The organism is Streptomyces sp. NPDC017225 (assembly GCF_044331465.1).
Taxonomy (GTDB): Bacteria; Actinomycetota; Actinomycetes; order Streptomycetales; family Streptomycetaceae; genus Streptomyces.
In genome coordinates, this window is sequence record NZ_JBIRNE010000023.1 from 74,513 (window position 1) to 93,464 (window position 18,952).

General features: G+C 72.4%; 17 protein-coding genes. 9 read left to right on the forward strand and 8 right to left on the reverse strand.

Annotated elements, in window-relative coordinates:
* Positions 1-10 precede the first annotated feature (10 nt).
* The 6 genes from dmpG to eis are packed head-to-tail and all read left to right on the forward strand — an operon-like array spanning position 11 to position 4,817.
* Entirely contained in the window at positions 11-1,036 is a 1,026-nt protein-coding gene (gene dmpG, locus ACH4NX_RS33425) for a 4-hydroxy-2-oxovalerate aldolase (RefSeq protein ID WP_398129916.1), read from the forward strand.
* Positions 1,033-2,031, forward strand: a complete 999-nt coding sequence (locus ACH4NX_RS33430; protein ID WP_351399825.1) for a beta-ketoacyl-ACP synthase 3 — start codon at positions 1,033-1,035, stop codon at positions 2,029-2,031. The genes dmpG and ACH4NX_RS33430 overlap by 4 nt, the downstream gene beginning before the upstream one ends.
* Positions 2,028-2,258: an acyl carrier protein gene (locus ACH4NX_RS33435; protein WP_351399827.1), complete on the forward strand. Its 231-nt coding sequence runs from the start codon at positions 2,028-2,030 to the stop codon at positions 2,256-2,258. The genes ACH4NX_RS33430 and ACH4NX_RS33435 overlap by 4 nt, the downstream gene beginning before the upstream one ends.
* 7 nt (positions 2,259-2,265) lie before the next feature.
* Complete coding sequence (locus tag ACH4NX_RS33440; RefSeq protein WP_398129915.1) at positions 2,266-3,111, forward strand: HpcH/HpaI aldolase/citrate lyase family protein; 846 nt, start codon at positions 2,266-2,268, stop codon at positions 3,109-3,111.
* The gene (locus tag ACH4NX_RS33445) at positions 3,108-3,638 is read left to right on the forward strand and encodes a MaoC family dehydratase (protein WP_351399831.1); all 531 of its coding nucleotides are present in this window, start codon (positions 3,108-3,110) and stop codon (positions 3,636-3,638) included. Before ACH4NX_RS33440 ends, ACH4NX_RS33445 begins: the two co-directional genes overlap by 4 nt.
* Positions 3,639-3,659: 21 nt before the next feature.
* Positions 3,660-4,817, forward strand: coding sequence for an enhanced intracellular survival protein Eis (gene eis / locus ACH4NX_RS33450; RefSeq protein ID WP_398129914.1), 1,158 nt, complete (start codon positions 3,660-3,662; stop codon positions 4,815-4,817).
* A gap of 142 nt (positions 4,818-4,959) precedes the next feature.
* On the opposite strand, the gene ACH4NX_RS33455 is transcribed toward eis, so the two are convergent.
* Positions 4,960-5,604 (reverse strand): FMN-binding negative transcriptional regulator, encoded by a 645-nt coding sequence (locus ACH4NX_RS33455; protein ID WP_398129913.1) that lies wholly within the window; start codon positions 5,602-5,604, stop codon positions 4,960-4,962.
* Between the two features lie 298 nt (positions 5,605-5,902).
* Here ACH4NX_RS33455 and ACH4NX_RS33460 point away from each other — a divergent pair, with 298 nt between their 5' ends.
* Together ACH4NX_RS33460 and ACH4NX_RS33465 are read left to right on the forward strand one after the other, a co-directional pair.
* Complete coding sequence (locus ACH4NX_RS33460) at positions 5,903-7,255, forward strand: lysine N(6)-hydroxylase/L-ornithine N(5)-oxygenase family protein (protein WP_351402056.1); 1,353 nt, start codon at positions 5,903-5,905, stop codon at positions 7,253-7,255.
* A 133-nt stretch (positions 7,256-7,388) separates the two neighbouring features.
* A complete protein-coding gene (locus tag ACH4NX_RS33465; protein WP_351402054.1) occupies positions 7,389-7,925 on the forward strand; it encodes a hypothetical protein in 537 nt (178 codons plus the stop codon).
* A gap of 529 nt (positions 7,926-8,454) precedes the next feature.
* On the opposite strand, the gene ACH4NX_RS33470 is transcribed toward ACH4NX_RS33465, so the two are convergent.
* Together ACH4NX_RS33470 and ACH4NX_RS33475 are read right to left on the reverse strand one after the other, a co-directional pair.
* Positions 8,455-8,916, reverse strand: coding sequence for a nuclear transport factor 2 family protein (locus ACH4NX_RS33470; RefSeq protein WP_351402051.1), 462 nt, complete (start codon positions 8,914-8,916; stop codon positions 8,455-8,457).
* A 346-nt stretch (positions 8,917-9,262) separates the two neighbouring features.
* Positions 9,263-9,445 carry a DUF5302 domain-containing protein gene (locus ACH4NX_RS33475; protein WP_279561613.1) on the reverse strand — a complete coding sequence of 61 codons (183 nt, stop codon included), beginning with the start codon at positions 9,443-9,445 and terminating at the stop codon, positions 9,263-9,265.
* 213 nt (positions 9,446-9,658) lie between these two features.
* On the opposite strand from ACH4NX_RS33475, the gene rfbH reads away from it, so the two are divergent.
* On the forward strand, positions 9,659-10,957 hold the full coding sequence (rfbH, locus tag ACH4NX_RS33480; protein WP_351402049.1) for a lipopolysaccharide biosynthesis protein RfbH: 1,299 nt from the start codon (positions 9,659-9,661) through the stop codon (positions 10,955-10,957).
* An 85-nt stretch (positions 10,958-11,042) separates the two neighbouring features.
* On the opposite strand, the gene hflX is transcribed toward rfbH, so the two are convergent.
* From hflX to ACH4NX_RS33505, 5 genes are all read right to left on the reverse strand, one after another.
* Positions 11,043-12,404 (reverse strand): GTPase HflX, encoded by a 1,362-nt coding sequence (gene hflX / locus ACH4NX_RS33485; protein WP_351402060.1) that lies wholly within the window; start codon positions 12,402-12,404, stop codon positions 11,043-11,045.
* 122 nt (positions 12,405-12,526) lie between these two features.
* Positions 12,527-15,067, reverse strand: coding sequence for a glycoside hydrolase family 3 protein (locus ACH4NX_RS33490; RefSeq protein WP_398129912.1), 2,541 nt, complete (start codon positions 15,065-15,067; stop codon positions 12,527-12,529).
* 416 nt (positions 15,068-15,483) lie between these two features.
* Entirely contained in the window at positions 15,484-16,227 is a 744-nt protein-coding gene (locus ACH4NX_RS33495; protein WP_398129911.1) for a class I SAM-dependent methyltransferase, read from the reverse strand.
* The gene (locus ACH4NX_RS33500) at positions 16,224-17,534 is read right to left on the reverse strand and encodes an activator-dependent family glycosyltransferase (protein WP_351402042.1); all 1,311 of its coding nucleotides are present in this window, start codon (positions 17,532-17,534) and stop codon (positions 16,224-16,226) included. The genes ACH4NX_RS33495 and ACH4NX_RS33500 overlap by 4 nt, the downstream gene beginning before the upstream one ends.
* Positions 17,522-18,949, reverse strand: coding sequence for a P450-derived glycosyltransferase activator (locus ACH4NX_RS33505; RefSeq protein WP_398129910.1), 1,428 nt, complete (start codon positions 18,947-18,949; stop codon positions 17,522-17,524). The genes ACH4NX_RS33500 and ACH4NX_RS33505 overlap by 13 nt, the downstream gene beginning before the upstream one ends.
* Between the last annotated feature and the right edge of the window lie 3 nt (positions 18,950-18,952).

Sequence of the window (18,952 nt, forward strand, 5' to 3'; positions counted from 1 at the left end):
AACCCCGTCCATGGACACACACCCGCGCAAGCGGCCCCGGATCCTCCTGCACGACCCGACCCTGCGCGACGGCCACCACGCGGTCGGCCACCAGCTCGACGCCGACCAGCTCCGCGCCTACGCCACCGCCGCGAACGCCGCCAAAGTGGCCGTGGTGGAGGTCGGCCACGGCAACGGCCTGGGCGCCTCCAGCCTCCAGATCGGCCGCGCCGCTCTCGACGACGCCACGATGCTCACCACCGTCCGCGAGGCCCTCACCTCATCAAGGATGGGCGTCTTCATGGCCCCCGGCTGGGGCACCTCCCATGACCTGGTGGCCGCCGTCCACCACGGCGCCGACGTCGTACGGATCGCCGCGCACTGCACCGAGGCCGACGTCACCGAACGCCACCTCGGCGTTGCCCGCGACCTCGGCGCCGAAGCCCAAGGCGTCCTGCTCATGAGCCACATGACCGGCCCCGGCGAACTCGCCGAACAGTGCGCCCTGATGGCGACGTTCGGCGCCCAGGCAGTCGGCATCATGGACTCCGCGGGCCACTACCTCCCGGCCGACGTCACCGAGCGGGTGCACGCCATCGCCGATGCCGTCGACGTACCGGTCATCTTCCACGGCCACAACAACCTGGGCCTGGCCGTGGCGAACAGCCTTGCCGCCGTGGACGCCGGGGCGTCCGTCATCGACGCGACCGCCCGCGGGTTCGGCGCCGGGGCCGGCAACACCCAGCTCGAAGTCCTCGTGGCCGTTCTCGAACGCCATGGCGTCGAGACCGGTATCGGCATGCGCGAGGTCCTGGCTGCCGCCGACATCGCCGCCGACCGCCTGATGAAGGCCCCGCCGTCCATCGACTCGACCGCCGTGGCCAGCGGGCTCGCCGGGGTGTTCTCCGGCTTCAAGCGGCCTGTCCAGCAGATCGCCCGCGCCGAAGGCGTCGACCCCATCGACCTGTTCCTCGCCCTTGGCGAGCGGCAGGCCGTCGCCGGACAGGAAGACCTGATCGGTGACGTCGCCCGGCAGCTCAAGGCGGCCACCCGATGACTGCCGCATCCAAAGCCGCCGCAAGGGCGGCCGTGGTCTGCGGAGCTGGCGCGGCGCTGCCCCCGCACATCGTCACGAACGCCGAACTGACCTCACGTCTGGACACTACGGACGAGTGGATCCGCTCGCGGACCGGCATCACCCAACGCCATGTCGCTGGAGTGGACCTGTCCACGACCGACCTCGCCGCCCGTGCTGCGGCCCAGGCCCGCGCCGACGGTGAACCGGTCACGGTGGAGGCCGTGGTGGTGGCCACGACCACCCCGGACCGTTGTTGTCCGGCCACCGCACCTGCCGTGGCCACCCGGCTCGGGCTGACCGGCGTTCCCGCCTACGACCTCGCGGCCGGCTGCACCGGTTTCCTCTACGCCCTCGCCACCGCGGCCGGGCTCATCGCCGCCGACACCGCGCGGACCGTCCTGGTCGTCGGCGCCGACCGCCTCGCCACCCTTCCCGACCCCAATGACCGCACGACCGTCCCGCTGTTCGGTGACGGCGCCGGAGCCGTGCTGCTGCGCCGCGGCAGCACGGACGAGGCCGGGGCGCTCGGGCCGGTGGTGCTGGGCAGCGACGGAACCGGCGCCGACCTGATCCGGGCCTCCCGCCCCGGCAGCCTGCACATGGACGGAGCCGACGTCTTCCGGCACGCAGTCGACTGCATGTCAACAGCCTCCCGCCAAGCTGTCACCGCCATGGGATGGGAACTCGCGGACGTCGACCGCCTGGTCCCGCACCAGGCGAACAGCCGCATCACCTCGTTCGTCGCCCGGCAGCTCGGCGTCCCCGACAGCCGCCGACTCGGCAACGTGGGCGATGTCGGCAACACCGGCGCCGCGTCCATCCCCATGCTCCTGGCCCGCTCCGCCGCCGACGGCCGCCTGGTGCCCGGACACCGCACGCTGCTCACCGCGTTCGGCGCCGGACTGACCTGGGGTGCCACCACCCTCACCTGGCCCAACCTCTCTCACCCGCCTTCCGGAAGGAGCCGGGCATGACCGGTGACCTCACCCGCATCCTGATCCACGACCTCAAGCTGCCCGCCGACCGGCTCACCGACGACGCCAGCCTCGACCACGCCGGATTCGACTCCCTGACCATCGTCGAACTGTCCGTCCTCCTGACCGACCGCTACGGCATCGACATCAGCGACAGCGACATCAAGGACGCCGCCACCCTCGGCCGGCTTGACCTCCTCATCACCAGCAAGCGCAGCGGAAGGTGACCACCCCATGACCAGCACCAGCCGTCGGCCCGGACGGGCCTGGATCATCACCCCCGGCCTGCACAGGGACCGCTTCGTCGGCGCACAGAAGTCCGGCGCCGCGGTCGCCGTCGTCGACATCGAGGACTCCGTCGCCCTCCCCGACAAGCAGACCACCCGCACCGCCTCGGAGGCATTCTTCGCCATCACCGACCCGCCGTGCACCCTCGGCATTCGGATGAACAGCCTCACGACGATTGACGGCATCAAGGACCTCGTCGCCCTCGCCGCCTACACCGCCAGGCCCGACCTCATCGTGGTCCCCAAGGTGGAATCCCGCCGCGACATCGAACTCGTCGCCGCCGCGCTTGACACCGACGGCTACACCCCCGACATCTGGGCGCTGATCGAAAGCCCCCGGGCCTTCGACACCCTCCCGGCGATCATGCGCGCGGCCCGGCTCGGCGGCGTCATCTTCGGTGCCGCCGACTACGCCGCCTCAGTCCGCTGCGGCCTGGGCTGGGAAGCCCTCCACTACGCCCGCTCGGCCCTCATCAACGCGGCCACCGCCGCGAACATCCCCGCGATCGACGCCCCCACCTGGGAACTCGACGACCCCGACGTCCTGCGCCGTGACGCCGAGCGGGCGAAGGATCTCGGCTTCTATGGCAAGGGCTGCGTCCACATCCGCCACGTCAAGGTGATCAACGACGTCTTCACGCCCACCGCCGAGGAGATCGCCCAGGCCCGCGCCATGATTGCAGCCGCCGACGCCAGCGGCGGAACGGTGACCGCCGTGGACGGGCAGATGCGCGGCACCCCCTTTTTCAACGCCGCCCGCGCACTCGTCGCCGAAGCGGACCGTACGTCATGACCCCCGGCCTGCCCTACGGCTACCGCCAGATCGGCGAGGACCGGATCCGCGAGAGCGTCGGCCTCTCCTACCCCGAACTCGCCCCCGGCCTGGTCATCGAGCACCGGCCCGGCCGGACCGTCACCGAACTCGACAACCTCCTCGGAGCCGCCCTGAGCGGCAACGTCGCCCCCATCCACACCGATGCCCACTACAGCAGCAAGACCCAGTGGGGCCGCATCCTGGTCTGTTCCGGCGTCACCCTCAATCTCGTGGCCGGCATGACCGTCCGCAGCATCAGCGGCCTGACCACCGCCAACCTCGCCGTCGACCAGGTGCGCTTCACCGCACCCGTCCACATCGGCGACACCCTGTACGCCGAGACGAAGGTCCTCACCCGCCGGGCATCCGAAAGCCGTCCCGACACCGGGGTCATCACCTGCCATACAACCGCCCAGAACCAGAACAACACCAACGTCCTGGCCTTCACCCGCACCTTCCTCGTCCCCCTGGACGCCGACGCCGCCCGCGACGCCACCCACTACTGAAGGCAGACCATGAAACGGCAGTTGACCTTCACCCCAGCCGATGACGGCCTGTGGGAGCAATACGACCAGCTCGCCACCCGCGCCTACGGCCACCCGATCGGCGACATCACTCACCTGCGCGAGCACGCCGACCTCCAGGTCGCCGTCCGCGGCGGCCGGGTCGTCGCCGGCGGCCTCGGCATCCTCGTCGACCAGTTCTTCGGCGGCGCTCCCGTCCCCAGTGCCTGCCTCGGGGACGGATGTGTGGCCCCCGAGGAACGCGGCGACCACCTGGCCACCGACATGACAGCCGAACGACTGCGCCCCCTGATCGAGCGCGGAGCCGTGATCTCCACGATCAGCACTTCCTCCACCGGCTACGCCCGCCGCCTCGGATGGGAAGCCCCCACCAACGTTCTCGCCTGGACGGTGGCCACCGACGAACTCAAGCGCTCCTTCACCACTGAGGACTTCGAAGTCGAGCACGGACTGACCGACGAAGCCGAAGCCCTCCAACGCGACCTCGCCCAACAGTGGAACGGCCCCGTCCACCGGCCTGCCTGGTGGACCCTGTGGAAGCAGGACAAGAGCAACCTCACCACTTACCGCTTCGGCCAGCCCGGCCACCCCACCGCCGGCCTGCTCAGCCTCACCACCAAACGACACGAGCGCCACGGCACGAGCCTGACCGTCCACGACTTCTGGGCCGCCAGCCAGCCCACCGCCGCCGCCATGCTCGCCTTCCTCGGCCGCCACAACACCCGCGCCCGCACTATCACCTTCCGGCGCGGAGCCCTCCCCCCTTACCCGACCTTCCTCCACGGACTCCGCCACCACCGCACCACCGCCGAAGCCTGGCACCCCTGGATGCTCCGCGTCCTCGACATCCCCGAGGCCATCCGGCTCCGCGGCTGGCCGGGCGACCTCACCACCGCCGTACCGATCGAGATCGAGAACGGGGACGGCGACCGGGGCAGGTGGATGCTCCAGATCAAGGCCGGAAAGGCCGAGCTCGTCCCCACCCACGTTCAGGGACAGGTGACCTTCACACGGCACCAGCTCGCGGTCTGGTACGCCGGCGGCTACCGGTCCACTACCTCGGCACGCATGGCCGGAGTCCACGCCGTATCGGAGAAGACGCTCGCGACCCTCGTCCGCAGCACGACACGGTTCGAGCCCTGGCTGCCCGACCACTTCTAGCAACCACGGGTGTTTCCCTGTGCCACCTCGCCTCTCCTGTCGGCAAACGATCGTTTGACGACAGGCCCCCGAGGACCGCGCCGGGCGCGTCCGGCCGGTGGCCGTCCGCGCCTGACCGCCCGGCGCCGGCGCCTCGGGCTCGTCACGGCAGCCGGCTCATCAGGGTGGCGGTCCCGCGCTTGTGCAGGCACCCGCTCTGCCCGAACGAGTCCCTCACCCTCTCGCGCACCTCACCCGGCTGCTCCTGGCTGAGCTTGAACATGCCCTCGGCCCCGGTCACCGTGAGCCGGAAGGCCCCCACGCCGGGCGCGATCTTGCGGAAGTAGTCGAGCGACCCGGTCATGTCCCAGCCGTCGCCGAACTCCCCCTCGAAGGCGCGCACGGTGGACCGCACCACGCCGAGCGTCTCCTCCATCGAGTCGATCTTCTCCACCACGCCCCGGACGTGCACCGCGGTGAAGTTCCACGTCGGCGCGGCCGGCGTCACCTCGTACACCGTGGGCGACACGTAGGAGTGCGGACCGGTGAACGTCAGGAGCAGGACGCCGCCCGTCTCCAGCGAGGTCCAGTGCGGATTGGCCCGGTTCATGTGCCCGAGCAGCGTGGCACCCGGCAGCTCCCCACCGGGGTCGAGTGGGATCTCGGGGTCGAAGATGACCGGCAGATGCGTGGCGAACGGCCCCTCGTCGGGATGTCCGTTGGCCACCGCGAGGGCCAGCGGATTACCACGGATCAGGTCCACCATCCACGAATCGTTCGGTTCGCGGTAAAAGCTGGGCACGAACATGCGGTTTCACCTCTTCGGCAGTTGACTCGACGCATGACTCCGGTTTCGGGCATGCCGGATCGCATTGCTCCGGACATCCACGTCATCGGCAGCGCCATGCGGAGATGCGGGAATTGGTGCCGAACGTAACTCCGTCCCGTCGACAGGACAACGATTTCGGGGTCCAGAGATACTCAAGTCGCTCTCCAGCGGCCCTCATGTGCCATTCGAGTTGCCTTCGAGCGTTCCCCGAGGCAAGACTGCAGACGGTCTCTCGGGCTACCGGCCGAGTTTTCCAGACGCGAACGGGAGAATTTCGATGGGCATAACTGGCAGGCGCAACCAGGAGATCTACGACGTGGTCGGTATCGGGTTCGGCCCGTCCAACCTGTCGCTCGCGATCGCCTTGGACGAGCACGGAGCGAGCGCTCCGCAGCATCCGGTCAAGGCCCACTTCTTCGAGCGGCAGCCCTCGTTCGGCTGGCACCGCAACATGGTGCTGCCGTCGACGACCATGCAGATCTCGTTCATGAAGGACCTGGCGACCTTCAGGAATCCGATGTCCCGGTTCACCTTCATCTCGTATCTGCACGCCTCGAACCGGCTGGTGCAGTTCGTGAACAACCAGGACTTCTTCCCGACCCGGAAGGAGTTCCACCAGTACCTGGAGTGGGCCGCCGCCGGCCTCGCCGACCGGGTCACCTACGGCGCCGAGGTCACCTCGATCCGGCCCGCCGCCGGGTCGGGGGATCTCTCGCCCGACCTCCTGGAGGTCGAGGTGCGCGGCGCCGACGGCACCACCAGCGTGGTCACCGCGCGCAACGTGGCCATCTCCACGGGCCTGGTGCCGCGCCTGCCGGAGGGCGTGACGGCCGACGAACGGGTGTGGCACAGCTCCCAGTTCCTGGGCAGGTTCAACGCGCAGTCCCCGGACGACCTCAAGAGCGTGGCGGTGGTGGGCGCCGGCCAGAGCGCGGCCGAGATCACCCGGTTCCTCCACGACTCGCTGCCGCACGCCCAGGTCCGCGCGATCGTCCCGTCGTACGGCTACTCCGTCGCCGACGACACGCCCTTCGCCAACCAGGTGTTCGACCCCTCCGCGGTCGACGACTACTACTTCGGCACCGACCGGGGACGGGACGCCTTCTGGCGCTACCACCGCAACACCAACTACTCGGTGGTCGACGCCGACGTCATCCGGGACCTGTACCAGCGTGCGTACGCCGAGGAGGTGAGCGGCGGCAAGCGGCTGCACTTCCGCAACCTCACCCGGGTCGACGAGGTCCGACGTGCCGGGAGCGCGACGCAGGTCGTGCTGCGCTCACTGCTCGACGACCGGACGGAGGAACTGTCCGTCGACGCGCTGGTCTTCGCCACCGGCTACGACGGCCTGGACCCGGCCCGTCTGCTCGGTGACTTCGACCGGCACTTCCAGCGCGACGCGGCGGGCCGGCACCGGGTGGAGCGCGACTACCGCCTCGTCCCGGCCTCGGACCTGACCTGCGGGGTCTATCTCCAGGGCGGCACCGAGCACAGCCACGGACTGTCGTCGTCCCTGCTGTCGAACATCGCGGTGCGCAGCGGTGAGATCGCCGACTCGATCATGCTGCGGCGCGCCGAGCGGGAGCTGGAACGCGACCGTCCCGTGGAGGCGGCACCGCCGGCCGCCTGAACGGCGGCACACCCAGGGGGCGGCACGGCGCGGGGACACCGCACCGGGCCCGCCCCGGCCGGGCGGTGGGCCGCCGGCCCACCCCGGCGGCACTTCGGAGACCGACACTCGAGCGAAGGCGAGGGCAGTTCCCGTGACACGTGAACCCTGGGTTCGACCCGCGGCGGACGGAGGCCACTCCGGTTCTCCGTCACCGGCGGTCCTGGGCCGCGAGCTGACCGTCGCGGTCCGAAGGGACGGGGACGAGGCACGCGGACTCGCCCGCCGTCTCGTCGCCTCCCTCTCGCCGCGGGCCCGCCTCGTGCTGCTGCGCGCACTGGCCGAAGCGGACGCGCGGCAGGAGGACCACGCCGCCGGGCACGGCGGCCGGGCCGGGGTCCGGCCGACACCGCACGACGGCCCGGCCGACGGTCTCGTCCGTCTGCGGTTCGCCGACGCGCTCGCGCTCGACCGGGCCGGCGCCGCGTTCGGCGCCGGATCAGGCCCGGGCCTGGGCGACGCGTGGAGCGACCCCGCGACGCTCACCCTCCAGATGGCCGGCGACGCCGGCGTCGACACCCTGCGGTCCGTACTCGCGGTGCTCGACGCGGCGGCGGTCACGCCCGAGTCGCTCACCGTGCACACCCGTGAACTCGACGACGTCCTCGCCTCCTTCACCGGCCTGCTCTGAGTCCGGGGCGCGGTCGCCGTGCCGCTCCCGCTGGGCGGCGTAGACCGCGAGGAAGGCGGTGAGCCCCCGCACGCCGCCGCCCGGTCCGAGGGCGGTGACCGGCACGTTCCGTCCGAACTCCCGCGACAGTCCGCGGTGTGCTTCGAGCGCGGCGGCCACGAGTTCGCCCGGGACGCGGTGCGAGCGGCCCGCGTCCCCGCCGGTCAGCGCCAGTGCCTCGGCCCAGGCCCGGGAGGCGATCTCGTCCCGGCGCGGACACGGTACCGGGTCGGAATCCGGCATGGCTGCCTCCTCGGCGTCTGGCTGCTCTCGGTACAGGTGCTTCCTTGGCGTCGTGAGGTGCGTGAGGTGCCTGCGGTGCCCGCGGTGCCTGCGGTGCCCGCGGTGCGCGGTGCGGTGAGGTGCGGTGCGCGGACGGGTCTGCCTGCGTACCGGTGGTTCCCCAGCATGCACGGGCGCGCCACACGGCTCTGACGCGGTCCTGACGTCCCCCTCGGTCCCGCCCGGCGCGACGAGGACGCGGGGCCGCTCAGGACAGGTCGTCGCGGGTCACCCGGCGGTGCGCGGTGCGCCAGGTGCCGTGGGCGCGCACGAGGACGTCCTCCATGACGCACACGTACAGGACCCTGGGACCGCCGTCGTCCGGCGTCGCGTACACCAGGGCGGAGCAGCGGGTGCGCAGCGAACCGTCCACCTGGGGACGGACGTCGAGCATGCCGACCCAGTGGTCGAGACGGCGGCCGGCCCGTCGCTGCCGTGCGGCGCCGGCCCGCACATAGTGGGCGAGTCCGGCGCGGGCCCGCACCGGTTCGGGCAGGGACGGCAGTTCCAGGACGGCGTCCTCGGTGAAGGTGCGCGCCCAGAGTTCGGTGTCGTGCGCGTCCAGGATCCGCATCTGGTGCGCGTAGAAGCGCTGCGCCTGCGCGTACAGGGCGGCGAACTCCACGCTCGTGGACGGGCGTGCGGCGGTGCCCGCCAGTTCGGCGGTCATGGTCTCGGCCTCCGTTTCCGTCCGGGTCCCCGGGGTGGGGCGCCGATCGTCCTTTCCGTCGGGTCGTGGTCTTTTCCGCACGAGACCCTATGGACGGCGGCTCGAGAACCGGTCGAGGTCCGCCACAGGGCGGCGGGCTCGCCGGAAAGCGTCCGACGCGCCGGAAAAGGCCCCGGGCAGTGCGGCGACTCGGCCGAATCCCATGCCTCGGGGAGCACATCCTCGAGCCGTTCTCCGGCGCGACTCCAGTCAGTTGCGAGGAAGGTGACGGCGTAGGGCGTGAAAAAGGGCCGCGGCACCTCCGGCGAGAGGAGGTGCCGCGGCCCTTTTGGCCGCGTCGGAAAGGTCAGCCGGACTTGCGACGGAATCGCCGGGCGCTGTTGTTGGCGGCTCCGCTGCCCTTGATCTTCAGGCGGCTTTCCAGGTGTGCGCGCTGGGAGCGGGCATTGTTGGCCTTCCGCTCGAGGGCCTGGCGGAACTTACGCCTGGCATCGGTCTCGGCGGCGTTCTGCTCCGGCTGTTCGGTCATGCGTACCTCCATGCGAGTTGTCGAGCTGATTCACTGTGGCAGTCCCGGCGGTGCGGCGGGAGGGGAGCCCGGCGTCCGGCGACGCTATTCCGCCAGGCCGACAAAAACCCGTCCGGGACCGGTCGGGATTCGACCAGTACTCAGGCGATCTGATGCCTCGCCGGTTCTACCCTCGGAATTCCGTCAGTCGGTGCCATCTGGGAAGGAACGGCCATGGGCGAGACCAAGGACCGGATCGAGGAGCTCGTCCGTGAGTACCACCGGGAGCAGGCCCCGGGGCCGTTCGTGCCCGGCGTCAGCCCCGTACAGGTCTCCGGCGCGGTGCTCAGCGCCGAGGACCGGCTGGCGCTGGTGTCGGCCGCGCTGGACCTGCGGATCGCCGCCGGGACCTCCTCGCGTCGCTTCGAGCGCGACTTCGCCCGGTTCATCGGCACCCGCAAGGCGCATCTGACGAACTCCGGGTCGTCCGCGAACCTGCTGGCGCTCAGCTCACTGACCTCGCCGCAGCTGGAGGAGGAGCGGCTTCGGCCCGGCGACGAGGTCGTGACGGTGGCCGCCGGCTTTCCCACCACGGTCAGTCCCATCCTGCACAACGGGCTGGTCCCGGTCTTCGTGGACGTCGAGCTGGGCACGTACAACACCACGCCGGAGCGGATCGCCGCCGCCATCGGCCCCCGAACGCGGGCGATCATGATCGCGCACTCGCTCGGCAATCCCTTCCAGGCGGCGGAGATCGCCCAACTGGCCGAGGACCGCGGCCTGTTCTTCGTCGAGGACAACTGCGACGGGGTGGACTCCACCTACCGGGGCCGGCGCACCGGCTCCTTCGGCGACCTGTCGACGACGAGCTTCTATCCGGCGCACCACATCGCGATGGGCGAAGGCGGCTGTGTGCTGACCAGCAACCTGGCCCTGGCCCGGATCGTGGAGTCCTTCCGGGACTGGGGCCGCGACTGCTGGTGCGAGCCGGGCGAGGACAACCGGTGCATGAAGCGCTTCGACCAGCAGATGGGGAAGCTGCCGCACGGCTACGACCACAAGTACATCTTCTCCCACGTGGGCTACAACCTGAAGGCGACCGACCTCCAGGCGGCTCTGGGGCTGAGCCAGTTGAGCCGGATCGACGAGTTCGGCGCCGCCCGCCGCCGCAACTGGCGGCACCTGCGGGAGGGCCTGGAAGGGCTCCCGGGCCTGCTGCTGCCGGAGGCCACGCCGGACAGCGACCCGAGCTGGTTCGGCTTCCTGCTCACCGTCTCGCCGGACGCCTCCTACAGCCGGGCCGCGCTGGTCGACTTCCTGGAGTCCCGCAGGATCCACACCCGGCGCTTCTTCGCGGGCAACCTCACCCGCCACCCCGCCTACGCCGACCGGCCGCACCGGATCGCCGAGCCGCTGGTCAACAGCGACCTGATCACGGACCAGACGTTCTGGGTCGGGGTGTATCCCGGGCTGACGCAGGAGATGCTGGACTACGTGATCGCCTCCGTACGGGAGTTCACCGCCCGCCACTGACGCCGCGGGTTCGCGCGCTCCCGGTACACCGGCGCCCCCTCCCGGTCTCTGACGGGAGGGGGCGCCGGTGTCTCCAGGCCGCCGGTCAGACGGCGTACTCGGCCAGTTCGGCGGCGAGCCGGGCCTCCACGTTGGCCTTGATGCGGGTTCCGTCCTCCTCGTGGGTCTCGGTGAGGACCTCACCGGTGGAGTGGATGCGGGCGACCAGGTGGCCGGCCGTGTAGGGGACCAGGACCTCGACCTCGGTGTCCGGGTGCGGGAGTTCCTCCTCGATCCGGGCGCGCAGCGCGTCGACGCCGTCCCCGGAGCGGGCGGAGACGGCGATCGCGCCGGGCTCGGCGGCCAGCAGGCGTTCCAGGGTCCGCGGGTCGGCGACGTCCGCCTTGTTGATCACGACGACCTCCGGCACGCCGTCACCGCCCACCTCGCCGACGACGGCGCGGACGGCCTCGATCTGGCCCTCGGGGTCGGGGTGCGAACCGTCCACGACGTGCAGGATCAGGTCCGCCTCGGCGACCTCCTCCAGGGTGGAGCGGAAGGCGTCGACCAGCTGGTGCGGCAGGTGCCGTACGAAGCCGACGGTGTCGGCCAGGGTGTAGGCGCGCCCGGCGGGCGTCTCGGTGCGGCGCACGGTCGGGTCGAGGGTGGCGAACAGCGCGTTCTGCACATGCGCGTCGGCCCCGGTGAGCCGGTTGAGCAGGGAGGACTTGCCGGCGTTGGTGTAACCGGCGAGGGCCACGGAGGGAACCTTGTTGCGGCGCCGCTCCTGCCGCTTGAGGTCCCGGGAGGTCTTCATGTCCTCGATGTCGCGGCGCATCTTGGCCATCTTGTCGCGCAGCCGGCGCCGGTCCGTCTCGATCTTGGTCTCGCCGGGGCCGCGGGTGGCCATGCCGCCGCCCGAGCCACCGCCCATCTGCCGGGACAGCGAGGCGCCCCAGCCGCGCAGCCTGGGCAGCATGTACTGCATCTGCGCGAGGGCGACCTGGGCCTTGCCCTCGCGGGAGGTGGCGCGCTGGGCGAAGATGTCGAGGATCAGGGCGGTGCGGTCGACCACCTTGACCTTCACGACCTCCTCCAGCCGTACCAGCTGGGCCGGGCTCAGCTCACCGTCGCACACGACGGTGTCGGCGCCGGTCTGCTCGACGAGGTCACGCAGCTCGGCCGCCTTGCCGGAGCCGATGTAGGTGGCCGGGTCCGGCTTGTCCCGGCGCTGGACGACGCCGTCGAGTACGAGGGATCCGGCGGTCTCGGCGAGGGCGGCCAGCTCCGCCAGGGAACTCTCGGCCTCGGCGATCGTGCCGGAGGTCCAGACACCGGCCAGCACCACGCGTTCCAGGCGGAGCTTTCGCTGCTCGACCTCGACGACGTCCCTGAGGTCGGTGGACAGGCCGGCCACGTGCCGCAGGCCGGTCTCCTCGGTGGCGTCGATGGCGTCGGCGGGGCCGATGACGGTTCGGGCCTGGGGCGTTTCGTTCGTGTGGTTCGTCAACGTGTTCCTTTCGGTTTCCCGCGGTTCGGGAGCGGTGGGGGGTCGGGTGGGGCTGGTGGCCCGCGGGTCCGGTGGCGGGCTCAGGGTGCGAGGCGCCCGGTGAGTCTTATGTCGGCCGAGGAGGAGCCGACCTGGACCGCGCGGGCGCCGGGGGCCGGCTGCCAGGCGTCGCGGGCGGTGTCCCAGTACTGGAGGGCGCGGGCGCCGACCGGGACGGTGACGCGCTTCTCCTGTCCCGGCGCGAGGGTCACCTTGGTGTATCCGGCGAGCTTCCTGACCGGCTGCGGCGCGTCGGTCTCCGCGCTCGGGCCGAGGTAGACCTGGACGACCTCCTTGCCGGTGCGGTCACCGGTGTTGCGCACGGTGACCCGCACGGCGGCACCGGTGGCGGTGCGCTCGACGGCGAGGTCCCGGTAGCCGAAGGAGGTGTACGACAGGCCGTGGCCGAACGCGAAGAGCGGCCGTACGCCCTGCTGGTCGTACCAGCGGTGGCCCACGTGCACGCCTTCGCTGTACTCCTGCCGGCCGTCCACGCCGGGGAAGCGCTCGGGGTGTCCGGCCATGGGCTGCGCGTCCTCGGCGGCGGGGAAGGTCTGGGTGAGCTTCCCGCCGGGGATGGCGTCTCCGTACAGCAGGGCGGCGGTGGCCTGGGCGCCTTCCTGGCCGGGGTACCACATCTGGAGCACGGCGGCGGTGTCGTCGAGCCACGGCATGAGCACCGAGGAGCCGGTGTTGAGGACCACGACGGTGTTCGGGTTGGCCTCGGCGACCGCCGCGATCAGCCGGTCCTGGCCGTCGGGCAGGGACAGGGAGGGCCGGTCGTACCCCTCGGAGCCCTCGTCCTGGGCGAAGACGACGGCGGTCTCGGCGGCGGCCGCCGCGGCCACGGCGCGGTCGAAGTCGGCGGCGGCCTGCTGGGGTGTGACCCAGGTCAGGTCCACCTCCAGCGGGCGGTCCGGCCATGCCCAGCCGCTCATGGTGACCTGGTGGGTGCCGCGGGTGAGCTTCATCGGGACGCTCGTGGTGTCGCTGAAGGAGTCGGCGGCGTAGACCGGGGCCTGGCCGTCGATCTGGAGGGTCGCCATGCCGCCGTCGACCCGCATGCCGATGCGGTAGTCACCGTCGGCGGGCACGGTCAGGGTGCCCTCGTAGAACTGTCGGTCGCCGCCCGCGTCGAGCTGCCTGCCGTTGGTGAAGGCGGGGCTGAGACTGTCGGCGGACAGCGGGCCGCCCAGCCGGTCGATGCCCGGCTCGTAGGTGACGGTCGCGTCCGTGCCCGCGCGTTCGCGCAGCACGTCGACGGGTGCGGCAGCGGCGTCCGGGACGACGTGGGCGCTGCCCAGGCCGGAGACCTTGGGGCGCTTGGCGCTGTCGCCGATGACGGCGAGGTCGGAGCCGGCCGTGCCGGTCAGCGGCAGGGCGGGGCGGTCGCCGGTGGTGGTGTTGCGCAGCAGGACCGCGCCGTTCTCGGCGATCTCGCGTGCGGTGGCGCGTCCGGCGGCGGTGTCGCGTACGGGGCGGGCCGGGGCGGTGGTGGCGAGCAGCCCGAAGTGTTCCATCCGGCCGACGATGCGGGTGACCGCGGTGTCCAGGGCGGCCTCGGGGACGGTGCCGTCCTGGACGGCGGCCTTCAGGGCGGCTCCGAAGTACTTGGAGTCGGGCACGGGGTCGGTGGGCTTGCCCATCTCCAGGCCGAGTTCCTGGTCGAGTCCCTTGGTGAGGTCGGTGGTGGCGTGGGTGGCCAGCCAGTCGGACATGACCCAGCCCTTGAAGTCCCACTGGTCGCGCAGCACCGACCGCAGCAGGCCGTCGTTGCCGCAGGAGTGGGCGCCGTTGACCTTGTTGTAGGAGCACATCACGGCGGCGGCGCCGGCGTCGACGGCGGCCTGGAAGGCGGGGAGTTCGACCTCGTGGAGGGTCTGCTCGTCGATGGCCGCGTCGACGGTGAAGCGGTCGGTCTCCTGGTTGTTGCCGGCGAAGTGCTTGACCGTGGCCATCAGGCCCTGGCTCTGGATGCCCTCGATCTCGGCGGCGGCGGTGCGGGAGGTGACCAGCGGGTCCTCGCTGAACGTCTCGAAGTTCCGTCCGCCGTGCGGCACCCGGATGATGTTGACCATGGGAGCGAGCACCACGTCCTGGCCGAGGGCACGGCCCTCGTGGCCCAGTACCTTGCCGTACTCCCGGGCGAGGCCGTCGTCGAACGTGGCGGCGAGCGCGGTCGGGGTGGGCAGCGTGGTGGCGCGGGTGCCGTTGAGGCGTATGCCCGTCGGGCCGTCGGAGACCTGGAGCGAGGGTATGCCGAGGCGGGGGACGCCGGGCAGGTAGCCCACTCCGCGGGCGAGCGGCCCGTCCTCGGGTCCGGCGGTCCAGTGCACGAACGACAGCTTCTCGTCCAGGGTCATCCGGTCGACCAGGGACTGGACGCGGGCGCTGCCCTCCTGTGCGGCGGAGGGGGCGGGGGCCGCCGTCGCCGGGCTGAGCAGGCCGCCGGCGCACCCGAGCGCGACCGCGACGGCCAGCAGCCGGGCCGGCCGGGCCGGGGCGAGCCGGCCGTAAGCGCCGGTACGGGGGCGGGGGCGGAGGCCGGGTCTGGGCTCCTTTGACCCGCGGCGGAAGAGCATGAGGTCTCCGTAGGTTGTCGGTCGGCCCGGGTGGGCCGGCTGTGTCTGATGGGGTGTCATGTCGCCCTCCCCCGGCTCGGCCCGCTCTTCCCGCGGGGAACGTAACCGCCCTTCTCCGAACGGGCAATTGGCCCAAGTCGTCCGGGAGGACCGGTGCGTGCACCGCGAGGGCGCGGGGGCCGGGAGCGGGAGGGCGGCCGGAGCAGCGGATTCCGTGCGCCGCCCGGGCCGTGGGCCCGCGAGGCGGCACGGCACGGCGTCCGCTCCGGGACGCCGGCCCGGCGGCGGCTCTCCAGCGGGCTTCGAGCGGTTCTCCGGCGGGTCTCCGGCGGGTCTCCGGCGGGTCCACGGTGGGTCCGTACTGGGTCCGTGCTGGGTCCACGGTGGGTCCGCGCTGGGTCCGCGCTGGCGTGCCGTCAGAGGCGGACGCCGACGAACAGGCCGCGGCCTGAGGGGCCGCCGGGCAGGAACTCGGCACCCAGTCCGGCGCGTTCGAAGGCCAGCTCATAGGCGGAGCGCGGGAAGAGAGTGATGCGGTGGCTCTCCGACAGGTGCTCGATGTCCTCTCCGGGCTCGGCGACGAGGTAGTGCACGTCGATGCGGGTGGCACCGTCCTCCAGCCGGGAGTGGGAGACGCGGGAGATCGTCTTCCCCTCGGCCTCCACCACGGCCGCGCCGACGTAGCCGGGGGTGAACGTGTCGGGGAACCACCAGGGTTCGACCACGACGACGCCGCCGGGTGCGGTGTGGGCGGCGAAGGTGGCCAGGGCGGCGTCCAGTTCGCTCTGGTCGCTCATGTGGCCGATCGAGCTGAACATGCAGGTGACGGCCGAGTACGTGGTCCCCAGGACGAAGTCGCGCATGTCGCCGTGATGGACGGTGGTGCCCGGGTTGCGGTGCCGGGCGGTGGCGAGCATGTCGGGGGACAGTTCCAGCCCCTCGACCCGCTCGAAGCGGCCGGCGAGGTGGGCCAGGTGCAGGCCGGTCCCGCAGGCCACGTCCAGGATGCTGCGGGCGCCGGGGACCCGGGCGGTGACCAGGTCGGCCAGGTCGGCGGCCTCCCCGGCATAGTCCTTGCCCTTGCCCTGGTGCACCAGGTCGTAGACCCGGGCGATGGCGCCCGTGTAGCCGTCGGTGGGACGGGCGTCGGTGGTGGTCACTGGGGCTCTCCTCGGCGTCGGGATACGGAGCGGGGGTGGTCGCGGCGGGCGGCCGTGAGCTGTTCCAGCCGGGTCACGACGGCGGCCGGAGCGGGGTCGGCCAGGGCCTGCGCGCGCAGCCGCCGCGCCCCGGCGGCCAGGGCCGGGTCGTCGATGGCGCGGACGATCGCGGCGCGCAGCGTGGCGGCGTCCAGCTTGTCCGGCGGCAGGTCGATGCCCGCGCCGGCCTCGGCGTGCAGCAGGGCCTTGAGCGGGGCGTCCCACAGGGCGCCGACGATGATCTGCGGTACGCCGTGCAGGGTGGCGGTGGAGTGGGTGCCGGCGCCGCCGTGGTGGACGATCGCCGAGCAGCTGGGCAGCAGGGCGTCCAGGGGGACGAAGTCGACCACGCGGATGTTGCCGGGCAGCGCGTCACGGTCGGCGAGCTGGGCGGCGTCGAGGGTCGCGACGATCTCGGCGTCGACGTCTCCGAGTGCGTGCAGCAGGTCCTCGAAGGGGACCGCGTCGCGGCCGAAGGTCTCGCGGGCGGAGACTCCGAGGGTGAGGCAGACCCGGGGGCGGGAGGGCGGGGTGAGCAGCCAGTCGGGGACGACGGAGGGGCCGTTGTAGGGGACGTAGCGCATGGGCAGGACGTCGCCGACGGCCGGCAGGCGCAGGCTCGCGGGGGCCGGGTCGATGGTCCAGTCGGCGGTCACGGTCCTCTCGACAACCTCGGCGTCGGCGGTGATGCCGTGGCGCTCCAGCGTCCAGGTCAGCCACTCCGCCATCGGGTCCTCGCGCCGCTCGGCCGGCTGGCGTGTCATCAGGTCCAGGAACTGCGCACGGGCGTTGAGGATGACGTCCGGGCCCCACAGCACCCGGGCGTGCGGGGTGCCCGTCACCTGCGCGGCGATGGCCCCGGCGTAGGTGAAGGGCTCCCAGATGATCAGGTCGGGTCGCCAGGAGCGGGCCACGTCCACCAGGTCGTCGATGGTGGTGTCGCCGTTGAGCGGCGCGAACGACATCGCGGTCATCATGGTCTGCTGGCCGAGGGCGTGCTCCCAGCCGAACGGCAGGTGGCGGGTCTCGGCGAAGTCCAGTCCCCGCTGGTACGGGGTGGGGTCACCGGCGATCCGCGTCATCAGCTCGGTGATGGAGTCCAGATCGCCGACGGGCTGGGCGGTCAGACCGGAGCCGTTGACGACCTCGGTGAGGGCGGGCTGACTGGCCACCCGGACCTCGTGGCCGGCCGCGCGCAGTGCCCAGGCCAGGGGCACCAGGGGGTGGTAGTGGGTGTTGTGCGCGAAGCACGTGATCAGGACGCGCATGGCGTCGACTCCCTCTTGGCGACCGGGAAACGGGCGGGGGCGAGCAGGACGGGCGAACGTGGCCGGGTCACCGGCTCGCCGGCCTCCCGCAGGCTCGGCAGTGTCTCGGCCAGGGTGCGCAGCGCGGCGGTGGCCATCGCCGTGATCAGGGGCGCGGACAGGGCGAAGTGCAGGTCCGGGGCGAGGCCGAGGGGAGCGGCGCCGGCCGGAGCGGCGGGGTCGCGGCCGGCGGCGGCGAGGAGGACGACGATCCGGCCGCCGGCGGGCAGGACGGTCCCCGCGAGGGTGGTGTCCGTGCGGGCGACCCTGGTCTCCAGGCGGACCGGCGGGGCCGTCCGCAGGGTCTCCCGGACGGCCTCCTCGGCGAACGCCGGGTCGGCGGCGAGGCGCTCCCACGCGCCGGGCCGGGCGCGCAGGCGCCGTACGGCGCCGACGATGAGTACGGCGGTGGTCTCGGCGGCACTCACGGCCAGGACGCCGGCGGCCCGGACCGCCTCCTCGCCGGCGTCGGACAGATGCCGGGCGAGCAGTCCGGCGACGGCGGCCTCGGCGGCGCGCGTCGCGCGGGCGGTGGCGTACGGCTGGGGGCAGACCAGTCCGTCGAGGGCGTGCCGGCAGTCGGGCAGGACGCGGGCGAACTCCTCGTGGGCGGCGTCGGGCAGACTGAGCTGCTCGGCGAGGACGGGGCCGGGCAGCCGGCGGGCGAAGTCCTCGGCCAGGTCGAAACGCTCGCCGCAGCTCTCCAGGAGCCGCCGGGCGTAGGTGGCGGTGCGCTGCGCGACGCAGTTCGCCTCCTGCGCCCACAGCAGCGGACCGCCGAACGCGGTCAGCGGGGCGAGGCGGGCCGCCGTTGCGCGGTCGAGGGCGAGCAGGTCACTGCGGCAGGGCAGCTCCTCCTGCCCGACCGGGGTGCCGTCGGGTCCGGTGCCGTCGAAGGCCGGGTCGGTGAGGACCTGTTCGGCGACGGCGCGGTGGGCGGTGACCCAGGTGTCCAGCGGCGCGCTGTGGTACAGCGGGCCCCGCTCGCGGACACGTTCCTCGTGGCGGGCCGGGTCGTCCGGTCCGGCGCGCAGGAGCAGTCCGTACGGGTCGTCCTCGATGCCCGCGAACCACTGGGCGGCGCGGGTGAGCTGATTGCGGCGCGCGACGTGTGCCTCGGCCAGGGCGGCGCCGTCCCGCTCGGCGGACGGTGATCGCGGGGGTGCGGGGTCGGCAGGGGCGGGCCCGGCGTGGGCCGGCTCGGTGGCGGGCGGTTCGGTGGCGGGCGGTTCGGTGGCGGGCGGTTCGGTGGCGGGCGGTTCGGTGGCGGGCGGTTCGGTGGCGGGCGGTTCGGTGGGCGCCGACCCGACGCGCGGCGGCTCGGCGGGGATCCGCTCCGCGGACAGCGGCTCGGCGGACAGTGGCTCGGCGGTCATGTG

What these genes read in the sequence shown, in the direction of transcription:
- ACH4NX_RS33475 (WP_279561613.1), bottom strand. Translation starts at nt 9,445, where the DNA reads ATGACCGAACAGCCGGAGCAGAACGCCGCCGAGACCGATGCCAGGCGT.
- ACH4NX_RS33440 (WP_398129915.1), top strand. Translation starts at nt 2,266, where the DNA reads ATGACCAGCACCAGCCGTCGGCCCGGACGGGCCTGGATCATCACCCCC.
- ACH4NX_RS33445 (WP_351399831.1), top strand. Translation starts at nt 3,108, where the DNA reads ATGACCCCCGGCCTGCCCTACGGCTACCGCCAGATCGGCGAGGACCGG.
- ACH4NX_RS33470 (WP_351402051.1), bottom strand. Translation starts at nt 8,916, where the DNA reads ATGACCGCCGAACTGGCGGGCACCGCCGCACGCCCGTCCACGAGCGTG.
- ACH4NX_RS33430 (WP_351399825.1), top strand. Translation starts at nt 1,033, where the DNA reads ATGACTGCCGCATCCAAAGCCGCCGCAAGGGCGGCCGTGGTCTGCGGA.
- ACH4NX_RS33500 (WP_351402042.1), bottom strand. Translation starts at nt 17,534, where the DNA reads ATGCGCGTCCTGATCACGTGCTTCGCGCACAACACCCACTACCACCCC.
- ACH4NX_RS33490 (WP_398129912.1), bottom strand. Translation starts at nt 15,067, where the DNA reads ATGCTCTTCCGCCGCGGGTCAAAGGAGCCCAGACCCGGCCTCCGCCCC.
- ACH4NX_RS33455 (WP_398129913.1), bottom strand. Translation starts at nt 5,604, where the DNA reads ATGTTCGTGCCCAGCTTTTACCGCGAACCGAACGATTCGTGGATGGTG.
- ACH4NX_RS33460 (WP_351402056.1), top strand. Translation starts at nt 5,903, where the DNA reads ATGGGCATAACTGGCAGGCGCAACCAGGAGATCTACGACGTGGTCGGT.
- rfbH (WP_351402049.1), top strand. Translation starts at nt 9,659, where the DNA reads ATGGGCGAGACCAAGGACCGGATCGAGGAGCTCGTCCGTGAGTACCAC.
- ACH4NX_RS33435 (WP_351399827.1), top strand. Translation starts at nt 2,028, where the DNA reads ATGACCGGTGACCTCACCCGCATCCTGATCCACGACCTCAAGCTGCCC.
- dmpG (WP_398129916.1), top strand. Translation starts at nt 11, where the DNA reads ATGGACACACACCCGCGCAAGCGGCCCCGGATCCTCCTGCACGACCCG.
- ACH4NX_RS33505 (WP_398129910.1), bottom strand. Translation starts at nt 18,949, where the DNA reads ATGACCGCCGAGCCACTGTCCGCCGAGCCGCTGTCCGCGGAGCGGATC.